The sequence below is a fragment of the Leptonema illini DSM 21528 genome, assembly GCF_000243335.1.
Taxonomy (GTDB): domain Bacteria; phylum Spirochaetota; class Leptospiria; order Leptospirales; family Leptonemataceae; genus Leptonema; species Leptonema illini.
On sequence record NZ_JH597773.1, the window covers coordinates 4235978 to 4253410 of the forward strand.

At 55.5% G+C, this 17433-nt stretch carries 16 protein-coding genes; 13 read left to right on the forward strand and 3 right to left on the reverse strand.

Going from position 1 to position 17433, the window contains the following annotated elements; genetic code table 11:
• The first annotated feature begins 24 nt into the window (after positions 1 to 24).
• The 5 genes from LEPIL_RS19975 to trpD are packed head-to-tail and all read left to right on the forward strand — an operon-like array spanning position 25 to position 4952.
• Positions 25 to 726, forward strand: coding sequence for a LolA family protein (locus tag LEPIL_RS19975; RefSeq protein WP_040919173.1), 702 nt, complete (start codon positions 25 to 27; stop codon positions 724 to 726).
• Position 727: 1 nt separating this feature from the next.
• Positions 728 to 1801, forward strand: a complete 1074-nt coding sequence (locus LEPIL_RS19980; RefSeq protein WP_002775447.1) for a helix-turn-helix domain-containing protein — start codon at positions 728 to 730, stop codon at positions 1799 to 1801.
• Positions 1798 to 3153: a 30S ribosomal protein S12 methylthiotransferase RimO gene (gene rimO / locus LEPIL_RS19985; protein ID WP_002775449.1), complete on the forward strand. Its 1356-nt coding sequence runs from the start codon at positions 1798 to 1800 to the stop codon at positions 3151 to 3153. The genes LEPIL_RS19980 and rimO overlap by 4 nt, the downstream gene beginning before the upstream one ends.
• Positions 3150 to 3863, forward strand: a complete 714-nt coding sequence (gene pgsA, locus LEPIL_RS19990; protein WP_002775451.1) for a CDP-diacylglycerol--glycerol-3-phosphate 3-phosphatidyltransferase — start codon at positions 3150 to 3152, stop codon at positions 3861 to 3863. The genes rimO and pgsA overlap by 4 nt, the downstream gene beginning before the upstream one ends.
• A 45-nt stretch (positions 3864 to 3908) precedes the next feature.
• Entirely contained in the window at positions 3909 to 4952 is a 1044-nt protein-coding gene (gene trpD, locus LEPIL_RS19995; protein WP_002775459.1) for an anthranilate phosphoribosyltransferase, read from the forward strand.
• 22 nt (positions 4953 to 4974) lie between these two features.
• Here trpD and LEPIL_RS20000 read toward each other — a convergent pair whose 3' ends face one another.
• On the reverse strand, positions 4975 to 6795 hold the full coding sequence (locus LEPIL_RS20000) for an SLC13 family permease (RefSeq protein WP_002775461.1): 1821 nt from the start codon (positions 6793 to 6795) through the stop codon (positions 4975 to 4977).
• 117 nt (positions 6796 to 6912) lie between these two features.
• Between LEPIL_RS20000 and LEPIL_RS20005 the strand changes: the two genes are divergently transcribed.
• From LEPIL_RS20005 to LEPIL_RS20040, 8 genes are all read left to right on the forward strand, one after another.
• Positions 6913 to 7278: a YceK/YidQ family lipoprotein gene (locus LEPIL_RS20005; RefSeq protein WP_040919175.1), complete on the forward strand. Its 366-nt coding sequence runs from the start codon at positions 6913 to 6915 to the stop codon at positions 7276 to 7278.
• Between the two features lie 100 nt (positions 7279 to 7378).
• Entirely contained in the window at positions 7379 to 7771 is a 393-nt protein-coding gene (yajC, locus tag LEPIL_RS20010; protein WP_002775463.1) for a preprotein translocase subunit YajC, read from the forward strand.
• 6 nt (positions 7772 to 7777) lie between these two features.
• The gene (locus LEPIL_RS20015) at positions 7778 to 8134 is read left to right on the forward strand and encodes a hypothetical protein (RefSeq protein WP_002775465.1); all 357 of its coding nucleotides are present in this window, start codon (positions 7778 to 7780) and stop codon (positions 8132 to 8134) included.
• 29 nt (positions 8135 to 8163) lie between these two features.
• The gene (gene secD / locus LEPIL_RS20020; protein WP_002775467.1) at positions 8164 to 10071 is read left to right on the forward strand and encodes a protein translocase subunit SecD; all 1908 of its coding nucleotides are present in this window, start codon (positions 8164 to 8166) and stop codon (positions 10069 to 10071) included.
• Positions 10068 to 11060 carry a protein translocase subunit SecF gene (gene secF, locus LEPIL_RS20025; protein ID WP_002775469.1) on the forward strand — a complete coding sequence of 331 codons (993 nt, stop codon included), beginning with the start codon at positions 10068 to 10070 and terminating at the stop codon, positions 11058 to 11060. Before secD ends, secF begins: the two co-directional genes overlap by 4 nt.
• Positions 11029 to 12327, forward strand: a complete 1299-nt coding sequence (locus tag LEPIL_RS20030; RefSeq protein WP_002775471.1) for a bifunctional diaminohydroxyphosphoribosylaminopyrimidine deaminase/5-amino-6-(5-phosphoribosylamino)uracil reductase RibD — start codon at positions 11029 to 11031, stop codon at positions 12325 to 12327. Before secF ends, LEPIL_RS20030 begins: the two co-directional genes overlap by 32 nt.
• A complete protein-coding gene (locus LEPIL_RS20035; RefSeq protein WP_002775473.1) occupies positions 12314 to 14542 on the forward strand; it encodes an ATP-dependent helicase in 2229 nt (742 codons plus the stop codon). The genes LEPIL_RS20030 and LEPIL_RS20035 overlap by 14 nt, the downstream gene beginning before the upstream one ends.
• A gap of 119 nt (positions 14543 to 14661) precedes the next feature.
• On the forward strand, positions 14662 to 16146 hold the full coding sequence (locus tag LEPIL_RS20040; RefSeq protein WP_002775475.1) for a potassium/proton antiporter: 1485 nt from the start codon (positions 14662 to 14664) through the stop codon (positions 16144 to 16146).
• Positions 16147 to 16189: 43 nt separating this feature from the next.
• Here LEPIL_RS20040 and folB read toward each other — a convergent pair whose 3' ends face one another.
• A complete protein-coding gene (gene folB / locus LEPIL_RS20045; protein ID WP_002775477.1) occupies positions 16190 to 16561 on the reverse strand; it encodes a dihydroneopterin aldolase in 372 nt (123 codons plus the stop codon).
• 109 nt (positions 16562 to 16670) lie between these two features.
• Positions 16671 to 17432: an SDR family oxidoreductase gene (locus tag LEPIL_RS20050; protein ID WP_002775479.1), complete on the reverse strand. Its 762-nt coding sequence runs from the start codon at positions 17430 to 17432 to the stop codon at positions 16671 to 16673.
• Position 17433: the final 1 nt, after the last annotated feature.

Sequence of the window (17433 nt, forward strand, 5' to 3'; positions counted from 1 at the left end):
GGCCAGATCCGAAAACGGTGAGGCGTGAGCTCACGTCTTCGATTTCCGGTCCTGGCCGGACTGCTAATCCTGTTCCCGATGGTCCTTCTGGACGCCAATCCGCCCCATAACTGGCATTCTCATGCCGATGTGGTGCGCAAGGTCACCGATCTGTATAAGAAAATGAAGTCCTACAGGGCGGAGTTCCAGATCCAGACTCCGAAGAAGACCATGACGGGCACGGCCTCTTATCTGAACCCCGGCAAGGTGCGTTTTGATTTCTCGAATCCGGCCGGCGATATGCTGCTGTCCGATGGCAAGGTGCTGTGGATCGTCATCTCCCGGCTGAACGTCATAGGACGACAGGATCTCGAACTGGATCAGAAGGACGAAAACGGCAACCGCATCTTCGCAGTCATGCCCGGCTCGGGCATCGATCGTCTGTTTCGCAAATATCATTATCGCTTTGCCGGCCTCGAACAGCCGCGAAAGGTCGACGGCAAAGACTATTTCGTACTTGAACTTGAACAGAAAGAAAAGATCGGCGGTTATACGCAGATGACGCTGTATATCAACTCTCAGACTTACCTCATTGAGAAAGCCGAGGCCATCGACAGCCTCGACGGGAAGACGATGATTCAGTTCCGTAATATTCGTCCGGACGAGCCTCTGGACGGGAAGCTCTTTCAATACAGTCCGCCCGATACGCAGCGAGTCGTGTATAACCCGCTCGTTTCAGAGGAGTAACATGGTAGGTGGACAGATCGGCGACATCCTGAAAGAGGCGCGCCAGGCTAAAGGCTATTCCGTTCGTGAGGTCTCAGAAGAGATCCACATCATGTCCCGCTATATTGACGCCCTGGAGCGCGACGACTACAGCGTCTTTCCGGGCGAGACGTATACGACGGGATTCTTGACCCGCTATGCGGAGTTTCTCGGTCTGAATGCAGAACAGCTGCTTCAGCAGTACAGAGGCGTGAAGCTTGAATACAGCGAGACTCCTTTAAAAGAGCTGACCGAGGTTACCCGTCCCGGGCTTCTCTCGGGCATGAGTATCGACGTCGGAATGATTCAGAAGGCGGCGCTTGTGCTTGCCGGCGTTATCATCGTAGTCGGCGTGATCTACGGAATCATGCAGAGCTCTATTTTCGAGGGCTCGGAATCCGCCGGTACGACATCGTGTGCCGATCGACTGGGCGAACGCGTCGGAGCGACGGGCGGCATCGATACCGTAACGATGCTTGATCCCGATCGTGCCGTCGTGCTTGATACGGAATCGGGCGACCTCAAAGTATGTATGATGTCCATCGATCGCAATCGCGGCGATCGTCCTCTTGTGGCGATGGAATTCGTCTACGGCGGAAAATCCTTCGACGTAACGAGCGGCGAGGGCGAAACCGTTCCTCTGCAGACGAATATTCCCACGCTCGGCGATCTGAAGAATCCGATTGTGTTAACCGTACGCGAGATCGGCGACGTCTCCATCAAGCTGCAGATCAAGAACGAAACGGCGGTCGCTTCGACGAAGCCGATCAGCGTCGTTCTTGAGATCATTCAGGACTCCTATCTGGAATGGACGGCCGACGGTAAAACGCAGACGGCGGGGTATCTGACTCCGGGCGAGAAGCGCACGCTTGAGGCCGACAGCCGACTCGAGGTAAAGATCGGCAACGGCGGCGGCGTTCGTATTTACCGCGAGGGCATGCCTCCGCGACTGGCAGGCCCGCCGGCGAAGATCGTTAAGCTGACGCTGAGCAAGACGCCGAATCCCCTTGATCCGACACGCTTTGAGATCCAGGAGGAGCTGACGGTGGCGCGATGAGCCACAGCTTCTACATTACGACGCTCGGTTGTCCGAAGAATACGGCCGACAGCAGAGAGATGGAACGCTCTCTGCTGCTGGAAGGCTTTCAACCCGCCGACGACGCAGAGTCGGCCGACTTTCATCTGATCAATACCTGCTCCTTCATCGAAAGCGCCCGCGAGCAGACCATCGAAACCGTCTTTGAGGCCATCGACGTAAAAGAGGCCGTTCAGAGCAAACGAGCCGATCAGAAGCTCGTCGTCGTCGGTTGCTTTACAGAGCGTTATCAGGCCGCCGTAACCGAGGAATGGCCCGAGGTCGATTTCAGCTTTGGAACGGGCCTGTATCACCGAGCCGGAGCTCTGATTCGCGAGGCCTTTCGCATTCCGCGTCCGCATGATTCCGAGATCTCTTCGCCGTTCGAGCATCTGAAACGCCGCGAGCGTCACCCGTATGCGCCGGTTAAGGTGTCGGATGGCTGTGACCGCAAATGCGCCTTCTGCGCAATTCCGCAGTTCCGCGGCGCCTTTCGCAGCCGCGAGAGCGACGAGATCTTTACCGAGTGCTCCGATCTGGGAGCGGCGGGCGTGCGCGAGATCTGCCTGGTCAGTCAGGACACTAACGCCTTCGGTGGTAAGCCCGAAGCCCTTGTCGATTTGATCGAACGCCTGAATACGATCGATTCGCTGCACTGGCTGCGCCTGCTCTATCTTTACCCCGATAAAAAGACCGAGCGCATTCTGCGCCTGCTTGCCGAGCGCGGTCTTAACCGATCGAAGCTTGTGCCGTATCTTGAAAGCCCGGTGCAGCACGTTTCGTCGTCGGTTTTGAAGGCCATGAAGCGAGCGGGGGATTCGTCTTACTTTAAAGATCTTTTTGCGCTGGCCCGCGAGCTCTTTCCAGGCCTGGAGATCCGCACGTCGTTTCTGCTCGGATTTCCGGGCGAGACGGCCGCCGATGTCGACGAGCTGCACCGCTTCGTCGAAGAGACGCGGCTTGAGAAGATGGCTCTTTTCGCCTATTCGCCCGAAGAGGGCACAAGCGGTTATGCCCTGGGCAATCTGCCCGATCCCGACGAGACAAAAGAGCGCATCAACGAACTGCGTCAGACGCACCTGAAAGTGCTTGCAGACATCCACCTGCAGCGCGTCGGGCAAACATATAGATGTATGGTGGACGAGCTGCATCCGACTGAGATTATTTGTCGTCGCCCGCAAGACGCCCCGGAAATCGACGAGACGGTCGTCATTCCTTTCAAATATCAGAAGGGAATGAAGTTGCCCGCTCCGGGGGATCTTGTAGAGGTGGAGATCACCGGCTTCTTTGAATACGATATGGAGGGAAGGCTGACCGGGGCCGAACCTGTATGACATGGAAAGATCTTAATATTCCGAATACGCTGACCATCCTCCGGGTGCTTTCCGTTCCGTTTTTCATCTACTTTCTTCTATCGCATTCGCTGACCCTGCGTTTCGTCGCCTTTGTTCTTTTCTCCCTGGCGTCACTTACCGATCTCGTCGACGGCTATATCGCCCGTAAGCTGAATCAGGAGACGGAATTCGGCAAATTCCTTGATCCGCTTGCCGATAAGTTCCTGGTGCTTGGCGCCTTCATTACGTTTCTCTTCATGACCGAACAGATTCAGATCTGGATGGTGCTCTGCATCGTCGGCCGCGATATGCTGATTACCGCCCTGCGCTACCTGGCGATCTGGAAAGGGAAGAGTATGCGCACGTCGCGCTTCGGCAAGATCAAGACGGCGTTTCAGATGTTCGCCATCATCGTCATACTGCTGAGCTTCGTGCTTATCACCTACAAAGAGCGCGGCACGATCAACCAGATGTATCTACAGGGAGCGGAGCAGGGCATCGGTCCTTTTCAGATGGCCGTCGACTCACTGCTGCGTTTTATCGAGGGCCCGAACGAGAGCGTCTTTTTCGGGTTATCCTCTTTTCTGCCTTATTTCCTGATGCTATTCACGACCATTATTACGGTGATCTCAGGGCTGCGATACGTGTACGCTAACTATCAGCTGCTTCTGCCTCCTTACAGGGCTCCGAAAGAAAAGCCTGAGGCCTGAGATCAACGAGAAGGATAACGCGATTCTACTGCGAAGGGTGCGACGATGATTGACTATCTCAAGAAAGTGATGCAGGGCGAAGATCTCACCTCCGACGAGGCCCTGCGTTCCATGACCGAAATCATGACCGGACAGGCCGGCGAGATTCGCACGGCCGGCTTCTTGATCGCTCTCGCTTTAAAAGGCGAAACGGGCGAAGAGATCGAGTCCTTTGCCCGTGCGATGCGCAAGGCGGCGAAACCCTGGCCGTCGCGCGAGAAGTTCGATATCGTCGACACATGCGGAACGGGCGGCGACGCCTCTTCGCTGCTGAACATCTCGACGATCGCCGCCCTTGTCGTTTCTTCGATGGGATTCAAAGTCGCCAAGCACGGCAACCGCGCCGTCTCATCGCCGACGGGATCGGCCGATGTGCTCGAAGAGCTGGGCATCAATCTTGAAATACCGCATGAAGAAAGCGTCGAGGCCCTGAATGAGATCGGCATGTGTTTTCTTTTTGCTCCTGCGTGGCATCCGGCGATGCGCTTTGCCGCTCCCGTACGCAAGGCTCTCGGCGTACGCACCGTCTTTAATATCCTGGGGCCGATCACCAATCCGGCGCCGGTCACGCATCAGCTGATGGGCGTCTATGATCGCAAGTTCCTCGCTCCCGTTGCGCGAGCACTTGTCGGTCTCGGACGCAAGCGCGCCTACGTGATCCATTCGCATGACGGGCTGGACGAGATCTCGATCTCCGCTCCGACCGATTTCATCTTCATCGACAACGGCCGCATTCAATCCGAGGGGACATGGCGCCCCGAGGACTTTGGGATTGATCCGACTCCGATCGATTCGCTGCGCGTCGCCGACCGCAAACAATCGGCCGAGCGCTTCGAGCGTATTCTTAAAGGCGAGGGCGACGCCGTCGAAAACATGATGGTTTCGGTCAATGCCGGAGCCGTTATCAGTCTGCTTCGTGAAGACCTGAATATCGCCGACGCCCGCGCCCTCGTACTCGATCATCTGAAGTCGGGCAAGGCGATTGAAACGCTGGATCGCTGGAGAGCGTTCCGTAACAACTCAGGCTCGGTTACCTCGGTCGGCAGTTAGGCGCCGGGCGGTGCGCTCTCTGTCAGAATGGAAAGATTAAAGGCAGGACGATGATCATGATGACGCCCATGAGGATCTGCATCGGGCCGCCGACCCTTACATAGTCGACAAACGAGTATCGGCCGGGCGTCATCACCATCACATTGGACGGCGTTGAGAACGGACTGGCGAAGCACATACTGGCCGCCACGGTAACTGCCATGAGGAACGGATAAGGGCTGGCGCCGACGCTTTGCGCTACCTTGAAGGCAATGGGCGCAAAAAGTACGGCCGTTGCCGTGTTGCTGATAAAAAGAGTCAGCATGGACGTGCACAGATAGACTCCGGCAAGAAGACCGTAGACTCCCATTCCGCTGAAGGCATCGACAAGGCCGCCTGTAACAAGGCTCACCGTCCCCGTTTTCTCAAGAGCCGTTGCCATGGGCAGCATGGCGGCGAGAAGCACGACGCTTTCCCAGTTAATAAGCTGATAGGCCTCTTCCATGTTCCGTATGCATCCGGTGATGATCATCATCAGCGCGGCGGATATGATAGCGACTACAGGCGGCAGGATGTTCATCGCCATAGAGGCGATCATCAGCAGCATGATCATCGCAGCAAGCGGAGCCTTGTGGTTCAGTGTGACCTTTGCCGCCTCTTCAAGAGGCTGACCGACGAGAACGATATTTTCATAATCCTGATGAAGCCGCGCAAGGTCCTTCCACCTTCCCTGAACAAGAAGCGTGTCTCCGGCGCGCATCACCTCATGGGCAAGGTTGTCGGATCTATACTGTCTGCGATGGTTGATGGCGAGGATATTCACGTTATACTTTTTGCGGAAGCCCGAGTCTTTCACCTTAACGTCGACAAGCCCGGAATTGGGAAGCAGGACGGCCTCGGCAATGCCCATGCTGGAGGGCTCTTCTCTTGCGCCATGGATCAGCGTCAGCGAATGGTCTTCGATGAAGCGTTGCACGTTTTCTTCACTGCCGATGACGCTGATGACGTCTTCGGCATGCAGGATCGTTTGAGGGCCGGCGATTTCGCTTTTCTCTTCTCCTTTTAATATGAAGCGCCTGGAATGCGCGCTTTTTCGGATAACGCCGGTGATATTTATCGAATATTTCTCGGGGATTCTCAGCTCTTTCAGCGTTCTGTCGCAGACGCCTGACGCCTCGGTAATTGCAGCGGTGAACGTGCGGATGCGGTATTCCTTCGCCAGCTCTTTAAGGGGCTTGCTGAGGTTTTTCGCTTTCATGTTTACTTTCTGAGAAAGAAATATCTTCGAGAGCGCCCAGAATCCCAGGATGCCTGAAATGAAGACGACGGTACCGACAGGAGCGAATGAGAAGAACTTGATGTCTGTATATCCGTTCTGAGTAAGAACTCCTTGAATCACAAGATTGGGCGCAGTGCCGATAAGCGTGAACATCCCGCCTATGCTTCCCGCAAAGGCCAGGGGCATGAGTAGCCTGCGGGCGTTTATATCGGATTGCATCGTCATGCTGACGACGATGGGCATCATGAGGGCGACAGTGCCGGTGTTGCTGACAAAGGCGCCGATGAGCGTGGTGACGGCGATGATCAAAAAGAAGAGTCGCTCCTCGTTCTCGCCGGCAAGTTTCAGGATTGTGCGGCCGACCATTTTCGCAAGGCCCGTGCGCAGGATCGCTCCGCTGACTACAAAGAGCCCCACGGTCATAACGACAAGCGGATCAGAGAAGCTCGTCAACGCTTCAGCGGGCGTCAGTATGCCGGTAAGTATAAGAATCAAAAGCGCAGAGAGGGCGACAATATCGGCCCTGACGCGTCCGGTTACGAAGAGAATGATACTGATGCCTAAAACGGCGAGGGTAACAAACATCAAGCCTCCAGGAATCCTCAACCATATTTTTGCTGCTGTTGATGGCAAGTCTTCTGAGCAGGGCCATCTGGTAGATTCGCTTGACGGACGCTCAGTTCGGGCTCGTATGATTCAGCCATGCCTTCCAGGAGCGTCTCTGTCGTATTAAAGGCCCTGACGCTCGTCGCTTTATTCGCGTCGTGCGCTACAACGGGCTCGATCTCTTCTTACAGGTCGGGCGATCTGATCATCTATTCAGGAACTAACTATAATAGCAAAACGATCTCGGACGATCATTGTGCAACGGCGACGGAGAAGGCGATGGCACTGCTCGATTTCCCGGGCTCCTTCTTGCTTGATACGGCCGCTCTTCCCTTCTCGATATCGTTGCAGCTGGTCGCCGCCCTGGCGCAAACAGAAAAAGCCGAATCCCGGTTCGACTGGATGAGCTATTACGACCGAGAACGGCTGAGGCGAGGATGCGGGGCGGCGCGGCAACCATGAGCGCCCTTGCCTTGATCTGACTTTAAACGGCTCATCTAACGGAAACTTACGCCTGCCCGTTTTTGCTTGCCCCCCGACGATCGTCGTAAAGGCTTGCCCAATGGATCCACGTTTTCTTCCCTACCTCGCTCAGCAGACCGCTGAGACGCAGGCGCCTGCCGCTCCGGCACAGCAGCAGTCATCGCCCATGGATATCTGGGCTCAATATTCGATGCCGCTCATGATTCTTGGCGTCTTTGCCGTGATGTATTTCTTCTCGATCCGACCGGCTCGTAAAGAAGAGAAGCGCAAGAAAGAGATGCTCGACGCTCTGAAGAAGGGCGACACGGTCATCACCTCGGCCGGCATCATCGGCAGCGTACACGCCGTAAAAGAAGATACGGTCATTCTCAATGTGGGCGATAATACGCGCATGGAACTGCTGCGCTCGGCCATTCAGGAAGTGCGGGGCCGTTCCAGCACTGAGAAGGCCGAGAAGAAAGAAGGAAAGTGACGCTTCATGCGTAGAACTGTTACAGGGATTGCAGCGCTTCTTTTTCTCGCCGGGCCGCTTCTTGCAGCTCCGGAGGGGGCTGATCTGACGCTGCCGCGCAGCACCGATCGCTATATTCCCGGTTTGATTTCGGGCGAAGAGGCGCAGGTCGACCGTCGCATGGAAGTGACGGAACATGAACAGCCTGCAGCGCCCGAAAAGCCGCAGCAGGAAAAGCCGACGAAGCCTGCCCTGGACGAAGAAGGCGAGGGCTTCCTGTCGAGCCTGTTCAAGGATCAGACGGTCATCAACCTGATCATTCTTGGCGTGCTTCTTGGCGTTTTTATCCTTTATCGATTACGTTCCGGAGGCTCGCGTCGCTGAGCTTTCGCATTTCTGAGACGAGATAACCTATGAATAAACTGATCTGGAAGACGATTGTCGTCGGATTAAGCGTTGGCCTTTCGGCGTTGCTTCTCTGGCCTAACTACGGAGAGCGAGAGGTTCGCATAACCTTTCTCGAATATACGCGCAATGCAGAAGGCCAGCGAGAGCCGCTGCCCGTCGAGAAAATCCGTATGTTCCTTGCTGATAGCGAGAAAGGCCTGCCCGCATCGTTTCCGGGAGCTACCTGCGAGGGGCAGCCCGAGGCGCAGCGGCAGTGCATCGTGAAGGCGCGATACGTTACGGCCACCCAGATCAACGAGATGGTTCAGCGAAACGCCGACGTTCTTGACGACCGCCGGACGATCGTACTTCCGCATCCCGTCGAGCATTTCTTCGGATTCCTCTCCAAAGACGGCATCAAGCGTCTTGCCCTCAAGCTCGGTCTCGACCTGCAGGGCGGTATGCGCGCCGTTTTCCAGGCCAATTACGATACCTATCTGGCTAACCTGAAAGAAAGGTTTGATCCGGTCGTGAAGGATCTCGAGCAGAAGCTTGCCTCGGGCACCCTGCCCGAAGACGAACGCCTTGCCGCCGAAAACCGCCTGGCCGAGATGCGTCGCCTTCTCGACCTTTCCGAGGCAAGAAAGACCGAGCTTCTGCAAGAGGCCCTGCGCATCATTGAAAAACGGCTGATGAATCAGAACCTGACCGAGCCCGAGCTGCGTATGCAGCCCGGTAGCTACAGTATTGCCGTAGACCTTCCCGGTGTGGCCAACTCTACACAGGTCCTCGATATAATCAAAGATACTGTTACTGTGGAATACCGCATGGTGAACGATGCAGCGACGGCTCGCTTTGAAACTCCTGAGTTTCAAGAGACGCTTCTTCGAATTCAGGAAGTATACCGACAGGAGCACCCGGATTTTGTCGAGGTGAAGAGACTGATAGATGAGGCGGCTCTGCGTGCCGGATTGAAGCCCGAAGAGGGTCGTCTGTTTCTTTACTGGCGTAAGAATCAGGCCGGAACCGGTATCTCGCTTCCCCGTGAGTTTCGCGTGCTCGGCCCTGCGGTCATGGACGGAAGCGATATGACCGATGCTCGCGAAAGCCTGACGGGAGACAGCCCATGGTATCGCATCAACTTCGTTATGAGCAACGAAGGAGCGAATAAATTCGCCGACGTTACACGTAACAACATCGGGAAGCGCATGGCGATCATCTGGGGCGATCGAGTCGTATCTGATCCGGTGATTCAGACTGCTATCGTAGGCGGGTCGGGCGTCATTACCGGTCAGTTTGATCTGGAAGAGGCTCGCGAGGTGGCTAACGTCATTCGCGAAGGCGCCCTTCCGCTTCCGCTTGATATCCTTTCTGTCTCTTTTATCGGTCCGTCGCTCGGCAAGCAGTCGATTGAGATGGGCGTCTATTCCGTCGTTGTCGGTTTTATTCTGGTCAACGTTTTCATGCTTCTCTACTACAGAGTGGCCGGTATCGTAGCGGTGATCGCTCTTTTTCTGAATCTTGTGATTCTGAGCGCTCTTCTTTCGCTTCTGGAATTCACGTTAACCCTGCCGGGCTTTGCAGGCCTTATCCTTACCGTCGGTATGGCCGTCGATGCGAACGTGATCATCTTCGAGAAGATCCGCGAAGATCTGAGAGCGGGTAAATCGATGAGCGTGGCCGTGCATTCCGGTTTTGAGTCGTCCTTCTGGACGATTCTCGATGCGAACGTTACGACGCTGATCTCTGCCGTGATCCTTTATTATAACGGCGACGGGCCGATTCAGGGCTTCGCTCTGACGCTGTTCTTCGGTCTCGTTTCGTCGATGTTCACGGCGCTTTTTGTCTCGCGGTATCTTTTTGATCTGATGATCGACGGCCTTGGAATGCGCAACGTTCCGATCGGCACGGGCATAGCGGAGAAACTGAAATGAGTTTTGTTAAGTACAGACGCTACTATCTGATTTTTTCTCTGAGCGGCATGGCGCTGTTCTTCGGCGCCACCTTCTGGCATTTCGGTGGATTCGCTCGCTCGATCGCCTTTGACGGCGGCATCCGGCTGAGCGTCGTTCTGCCTGCCGATATGAGCCGCGACGGCGTTGAGGCAGCCGTGAAGGCTTCGGGTCTTGAGAATCCATTGATTCGCCAGACCGACGTCACAGGAAACAAATACGATATCGAATTCGGCCCCGATGTGCGAGACGCCTATCAGGCCATCGTTGATAAGGCGAACGCCGAAGATCGCAAAAAGTTCGAAGAAGAGCTAAAGAACAGGCCCGTCGTTGAGGGTGAGAAACGTCCGCTTTTCGTCGAGAAGACCGTAGCCGGTGAAATCGAGAAGGTGCTTCTACCGCATCTGAAGATCGAATCCGATAAGGTTGTATCGCGCGAAGTGATCTCAGCCTCTTATGGGGCTGATCTACTCAAGACGTCGTTGAAGGCGCTTTTGTATACGATGCTTCTGATCACGGCGTATGTATCATTCCGCTTCGATTTTTCGTATGCTCTTGGCGCCACGCTTGCTCTGCTGCACGATATCATCTTCACGCTCGGCTATATCGGTATCATGCAGATCGAGCCCTCTGTTCCCGTCATAGCCGCCGTATTGACGCTGATCGGTTATTCGATAAACGATACGATCATCATCTTCGACCGTATCCGTGGCACGATATCGGATCGGTCCGATCTGACTTCGTCGACCATTCTCGATACGGCCATCAAAGGAACGCTTTCACGAACCATCCTCACATCGTTCTTAACGATGCTCTCCATCGTAGCGATCCTTATTAGCGGGGCCGAATCGTTGAAGGACTTCGCCTCCATTCTCGTTTTCGGTATTATCATCGGTACCTACTCGTCTATCTGTGTGGCGAGCCCGATCGTGCAGGTTTATGAAAGGATGCGACTGCGTCGACATTCCTGATGATACTTTGCAGGAGGCCCGCGCCCTCCTGCGCTTATCCATATTCGCCTCCGGTCGCACGGCGCCAAACCCCTCCGTCGCCTGCGTAATCAGCTCGGCCGATCTCAGTATTCTGATCGGCGGCGCCACAGAGCCGGCCGGCCGGCGCCATGCCGAGATTGTCGCCCTTGACGCCCTTGACCGCTTTGCCCTTGAGCATGCTCGTTTTGATCCGCCATTGCCGTTAACCATGACGGTGACGCTTGAGCCGTGCAGTCGTTACGGGAGGACGCCGCCCTGCGTTCAGCGCATCGGTCTGTATGGCAGAGAATCCGACTTTGCAAAGGCGCACGGCCTTTATATCGATACCGTGCGCATTGCAGAGGCCGATCCGTCGTTGCATGGGGCCGGTTTCGCCGCTCTTAGACAGATGGGCTTTCGCGTAGAGCAGGCCGATGGCCCGTTTCGCAGTTTTCTTCTGCCGTTTCTCTCACGATTGAAAGGACGTCCGCTTTATACGGTGAAACTTGCCACCGATCGCAACGGCGTCATGGGCCACCGGGACCGCTCGGTATCGTTAACCGGGGAGTCCGGTCGCATTCTGACGATGCGATTGCGCGCGAAGTGCGACGGCGTGCTTGTCGGCCCCGGCACGGTCGCCGTCGATCGTCCGTCGCTTGATCTGCGTCCTCCGCTTCGCAGCGCGGTGATTCCATTCGAAGAATCGCCGATGGCTCCGGTCGCTGATGTGGATGCACGCAGGGTCTGGCTTCGTTCGCTTTTCGAGCCGGATAGCGGATGGTCGGCGATTGAAGATCCGGAGCTGCGAAGGGAGTTCCAGCCCGTTCGTATCTTTCTGCTCGGGCGTCCCTTTGTCGGTCGAGAGTTATTCTTCGAGAGGCAGTATGCCCTGTCCTCGGCGACCGGACGCGAGGCGCTGTTCTTGAGCGTGCGCTCGATGAGCGGCCACTGGCCAGGCGCCATAGAGGTGCCCGACGTTACTGATCCTGCGTTTTTTAGCGAACTGTCGGAGCTGCTTGCCGAAAAGGGACTGAATCGCATTTTGATTGAATCGGGATACGGCCTTTTGCCGCTATGGCTGCGCTCATTGCAGGAAGACGACGTCTTTCTTCATGTGCAACATGAAGAGCCCCGCGATACTACTGATGACGGCTGGCTACGTATCGACGCCGGTTTTGACGAACTCGATCTGCTTGACGAATATCAATTCGCACCGGGAATGAAGGCCGTGGCGTTTGGCAGGAGGCGGATGGATGGAAACGGATAACCTCAAAGCGACGCTGGAGCGCGAGTTCCTCGAAGGACTCAATGATGTTCAGCGGGAGGCCGTGCTGCACGATGGCGGTCCGCTGCTCATCCTTGCCGGGGCGGGTTCGGGTAAGACGAGAGTCATCACGCATCGCATTGCTCACCTGATTCGCGTGCGCGATGTTCCGTCTCGCCGCATACTGGCCGTCACGTTTACGAACAAGGCTGCGGCTGAGATGCGCGAGCGAACGGAGACGCTTGTCGGTCCGTACGGGCGAGATGCCATGATCCGCACCTTTCATTCTCTTGGTTTGCAGATCTTACGTGAGAATGCTTCGCTTCTTGGGTTAAAAAGCTCTTTTACCGTTTATGACCCGGCGGCACAGAAGAGCCTGGCGAAGAAGATCCTCAAGGATCTAAAAGTGGAAGCCGCTCTACTACCTCCTGAGGCGGCGTTGAATGCGACGGAGCGTGCACGGGAGCGGCTGCTTGATCCCGATTCGTATGCGGCCGAGACGCGCAAAGATCCGTATCATCAATCCATAGCTCAGTTTTATCGCGAATACCATAAACGATTGCGGGAGCAGCAGGCGCTCGATTTTTCAGATCTGCTTTATGAGACGGTCATGCTGCTTCAAACGAACGCCCAGCTGCTTGAGATGTGCCGTCGCCGCTGGCAGCATCTGCTCGTCGACGAGTATCAGGATACGAACCATGCACAGTATCGCCTCGTTCTTTTACTTGCAGGCGGTCACCGCAATGTCGTCGTCGTCGGCGACGACGATCAATCGATCTATTCCTGGCGCGGAGCCGACATCAGCAACATCTTGAATTTCGAGAAGGACTTCCCCGAAGCAAAGGTTCTTCGTCTCGAAGAAAACTATCGCAGCACTCCGTCGATTCTCAAGCTGGCGGCCAGCGTTATCCAGAATAACTCGGAGCGCCGGGAAAAGACGCTTTTCACGAATCGCCCGGACGCTCGTCCTCCGAGCTTTCGTCTATATCAGGAGGAAGGCGAAGAGGCTCGCTCCGTTCTATCTCGCATTCGCGAGTTGCGCAGCGCCGGCGTTCGCCTGAACGAGATCGCCGTCTTCTATCGCACGAACGCTCAATCCCGCATTTTCGAGCAGGTTTTTCGCGAGGCGAACCTACCGCATACGGTTTTCGGCGGGTTTCGCTTTTTCGATCGCAAAGAGATCCGTGACCTGATGGCCTATATGCAGGTTCTGGTTAACCCGCTCGACGTGGAAAATTTTGAGCGCGTGCTTGCCAATCCGCCCAAAGGCATCGGCGAGAAGACCCTGGAATCGGCCCGCTTTCTTGCCGGAACGACCGGCATCCCGTATCTTGAGGCACTGCGTCAGCTGGCCGTGAAGCCCGGCTTTCGCGGCGCGAAGCCGATCAACGCCTTTCTTGCCAATTATGAACGATGGACCGATCTCAACGAATCCGGCGAACGACCGTCTGTGATCCTCAAAACGTTGATCGAGGAGTCGGGTATCGTCGAATATTATCGCAAAGAAGATGATCCGGAATCCGTTTCGCGCATCGAGAATATGCAGGAGTTTGCGACCGCTCTCGCCGATTATGAAGATCGGGCAGGCGCCGAGAACCGTGAGGTCGACATCGCCGAGTTTCTACAGAGCGTTTCCCTGTATTCGTCTGAAAGCGACCCCGATCTCGAAGAAGAGGATCGCCAGGGCGTTCATCTGATGACGCTGCATAACGCGAAAGGCCTGGAGTTTCGCGTCGTCTTTTTCACGGGCCTTGAAGAGTCTCTTCTACCGCATCGTATGTCGCTTGAAGAGGGGAACCTCGAAGAAGAGCGGCGCCTTGTCTATGTGGGTATCACGCGGGCGATGGAGCAGCTCTATCTTTCTGCATGTCGTTTTCGGCGAACGGGTGGATCGTTTGATCCTCGTCTACCTTCACGTTTTCTCGAAGAGATGGGCATCCAGACTCGCCGGGAGCGATCCTATGACGAGTTTGATTCTTCGTGGTCCGATTCCTCTCGCTCGTATTCCGAACGCAAGGTCGTATCGCGGCCGGCTCCCGATTCGGGCTCAAGCGCCCTTAATCTTGTACCGGGTGATCGCATCAGACATAAAAGTTTCGGAACGGGCGAAATCGAAGACACAGAGAAGACGCCGGCCGGAACTAAGTTAACCATACGCTTCGACGACGGGACGACGCGACGGTTTCTCGATCGCTATACTCCGCTTGAAAGAATCTGAAGTCAAATGCCTCTGCGCGCGGGCCGGCAGGTACGGTCGCGCTTTTTTCTTGTCCCGAGAGGCGAATTGTTTTTTATTGGACAGCGAATCTGTGCGTAGTTATTCATAAATAAGAGGTGATGCCTTTGAATTTAACGGCAGAGAACATATTGCTTGTCGGCTCCATTCTTCTTTTTTTGAGCATCCTGGCCGGCAAAACCTCCTATCGGTTTGGAGTTCCGACACTCGTTTTCTTCTTGCTGGTCGGTATGCTTGCCGGCTCAGAGGGGATCGGTGGCATCCAGTTCGATGATCCGAAGAAGGCGCAGTTCGTTGGCATCATCGCCTTTAATTTTATTCTTTTTTCAGGCGGCATGGAGACCGACTGGAAGGCCATCAAACCGATCCTCTGGCAGGGGATAACGCTTTCCACTCTCGGCGTGTTGATGACGGCGATAGGGCTTGGCGCCTTTGTGTACTACGTTACCGATTTCACGCTTTATGAGAGCCTGCTTCTCGGCTCGATCGTTTCGTCTACCGACGCCGCCGCCGTCTTCTCGATTCTGCGATCGAGAAGCCTGGCGCTGAAGCATAACCTGCGTCCGACGCTTGAACTGGAAAGCGGTAGTAACGATCCGATGGCAAACGTTCTCACGATTGTGTTCACCACGCTTGTTCTCAACGAAGAAGAGGGCATTGCCAGCATTGTTCCCTTTTTACTGAAGCAGCTTTTGATCGGCGGCGCGTTTGGCCTGCTTGCCGGGCATCTGAGCAAATTCGTTATTAACCGAATCCGGCTCGATTTCGAGGGGTTGTCTCCCGTTCTTGTAATGGCGCTAATGTTTTTCACGTATTCAGCCACCGATGCGCTTGGAGGAAACGGTTTCCTTGCCGTTTATCTATGTGCGGTGTATCTGGGAAACCAGGAGCTTCTTCATAAGAAGGGAATCATCAAGGCCTTCGACGGCTATGCCTGGCTCAGTCAGATCATTCTGTTTCTTACGCTTGGATTGCTTGTTTTCCCGAGCCAGATCGTGCCCGTCATCGGAATTGGGTTAGTCATCTCCCTTTTCCTTATGTTCGTCGTGCGGCCGCTGACAGTTTTCTTCAGCCTCAGCCTGTTTAGTATGAAGAATCGCAGCCGCTGGTTCGTGTCCTGGGTGGGTCTTCGCGGAGCTGTACCCATCGTTTTCGCCACATATCCTCTCGTTGCCGGCCTGGAGCGAGCGAATATGATCTTTAATATCGTCTTCTTCGTCTCTTTGAGTTCCGTCATGATACAGGGAACGACCCTGTCGTTTGTGGCGAAGATTCTTGGAGTGGGTCTGCCCGAATCGCTGAAGCCGCGCACCGACGTCGATCTTGAGCTGGCCGACTCAGTGAAATCTGAGCTTGTAGAAATCGTTCTCGAAGAGGGAGCTGCTGTCGGGCGTTCTATCGTTCAGCTTGGGTTTCCTCGAACGGCTCTAATATCGATGATTCAGCGAGACGGGCAGTATATCACTCCTAACGGAACGACCGTGCTTGAGAAAGGCGATCGGATGTTTATCCTTGCCGAGGATAACGAGGCTCTGGCCGCGGCTCTGAAGGCGCTGGATTTCAAACTGGAGTCTGAGCAGGCGTGATGATACGGAGGAGGCCGGCCGGAAGTCGATAAAGGGCGACCGCTTAAATCCCGAAATCCGCTCTACTACGTTCGATTTCAATGCCAGCAAATCGGGCAAGCGGCAGGGCGGCCGGTTTTTCTACACGTAACTGCAAGGCTTCAACTGCCGAGAAGTTGACCAGTATCATGCGCGCCATATCTTCAATCAGCGTCTCCAATAACAAGCGACTGGATGTCTCGGTGAAGTCGAGGATGTGCTCGGTGACTTTCTGATAGTCGACGGCATCGCCAATGAAATCCGACGCGGCGGCCTTTCTGATGTCTGTAAACAGCGTCAGGTGAATGCGTAATTCCTGTGCAGTTTCCCGTTCCTCGGGATGGATGCCGATCAGGCATCGCAGTCGCAGATCTCGAATGAGTATTCGATCGGCCATCAGGGCCAGCGAAAAGTCGGCGGTAGTGCTGGCAAACGTAAAGCAGAGGTAAGAGAGAGTGCAGCGGCAGGGCGCCAGACCCGCGATCGAGAAAGGCCTCGCAACGCCTCTACACGTATTCGCCGCCGTCGACAGGCAGAATGACACCGGTCAGAAAATCCTGCTTTAACAGATGTAGAACGTTTGAGGCGATGATCTCGGGCGAACCGGGCCTCTGCAGCGGAACGTGCTTTTGAACGTAGGCGTCGAACAGGCCGGCTGCTCGATCGCCATCGGGGCGGATCGTGCTTCCGTCCGGCCCCATCTTTGCAGGAGGCAGGATCGCCCCGGGGCCTATGCCGTTCACGCGCACGTGCGGGGCCAGCTCAAGGGCAAGCATCAACGTCATCTCTTTCAACGCAGCCTTCGTCATCCGGTAGACGAAATTCTCGCAGCGGATGCGATTGAGGCCGGCATCAATCAGGTTAACAATCGCTCCGGAGCGATTACCGACGAAGAGCCTACGCGAGATTAGCATCGGAGCGAGCACGTTTACGTTCCACAGGCGATCCCATTGCTCCATATTGAACGTGAAGAAGCGGTCTTCGACCGGAAAGAGCGAGGCGTTGTTTATAAGTATATCGACCGGCCCGCGCTCGATTACCGATGCGGCTACGACTTCGATCTGCTCTCGATCCGAGAGGTCGCCCTGAACAGAAAAGCTGTGCGGCGAGAGTCGACGGATCTCGCTCAGCGTCTCGTCTGCTTCCTGCTTTGAATGACGATAGTGCAGGGCGATAATGGCCCCTTCGCCGGCAAGAGCAAGTGCTATGGAGCGTCCGATGCGAGTCGCCGCTCCGGTGACGAGTGCAGTTCTGCCGGCAAGTTCCATG

Excerpts from the sequence above, each read along its gene's own strand:
- LEPIL_RS19980 (WP_002775447.1), top strand. The coding sequence starts at position 728 with ATGGTAGGTGGACAGATCGGCGACATCCTGAAAGAGGCGCGCCAGGCT.
- LEPIL_RS20030 (WP_002775471.1), top strand. The coding sequence starts at position 11,029 with ATGAAAGGATGCGACTGCGTCGACATTCCTGATGATACTTTGCAGGAG.
- LEPIL_RS20005 (WP_040919175.1), top strand. The coding sequence starts at position 6,913 with ATGCCTTCCAGGAGCGTCTCTGTCGTATTAAAGGCCCTGACGCTCGTC.
- trpD (WP_002775459.1), top strand. The coding sequence starts at position 3,909 with ATGATTGACTATCTCAAGAAAGTGATGCAGGGCGAAGATCTCACCTCC.
- LEPIL_RS20000 (WP_002775461.1), bottom strand. The coding sequence starts at position 6,795 with ATGTTTGTTACCCTCGCCGTTTTAGGCATCAGTATCATTCTCTTCGTA.
- pgsA (WP_002775451.1), top strand. The coding sequence starts at position 3,150 with ATGACATGGAAAGATCTTAATATTCCGAATACGCTGACCATCCTCCGG.
- secD (WP_002775467.1), top strand. The coding sequence starts at position 8,164 with ATGAATAAACTGATCTGGAAGACGATTGTCGTCGGATTAAGCGTTGGC.
- LEPIL_RS20040 (WP_002775475.1), top strand. The coding sequence starts at position 14,662 with ATGCCTTTGAATTTAACGGCAGAGAACATATTGCTTGTCGGCTCCATT.
- LEPIL_RS20015 (WP_002775465.1), top strand. The coding sequence starts at position 7,778 with ATGCGTAGAACTGTTACAGGGATTGCAGCGCTTCTTTTTCTCGCCGGG.
- LEPIL_RS20050 (WP_002775479.1), bottom strand. The coding sequence starts at position 17,432 with ATGGAACTTGCCGGCAGAACTGCACTCGTCACCGGAGCGGCGACTCGC.
- folB (WP_002775477.1), bottom strand. The coding sequence starts at position 16,561 with ATGGCCGATCGAATACTCATTCGAGATCTGCGACTGCGATGCCTGATC.
- yajC (WP_002775463.1), top strand. The coding sequence starts at position 7,379 with ATGGATCCACGTTTTCTTCCCTACCTCGCTCAGCAGACCGCTGAGACG.
- LEPIL_RS20035 (WP_002775473.1), top strand. The coding sequence starts at position 12,314 with ATGGAAACGGATAACCTCAAAGCGACGCTGGAGCGCGAGTTCCTCGAA.
- secF (WP_002775469.1), top strand. The coding sequence starts at position 10,068 with ATGAGTTTTGTTAAGTACAGACGCTACTATCTGATTTTTTCTCTGAGC.
- rimO (WP_002775449.1), top strand. The coding sequence starts at position 1,798 with ATGAGCCACAGCTTCTACATTACGACGCTCGGTTGTCCGAAGAATACG.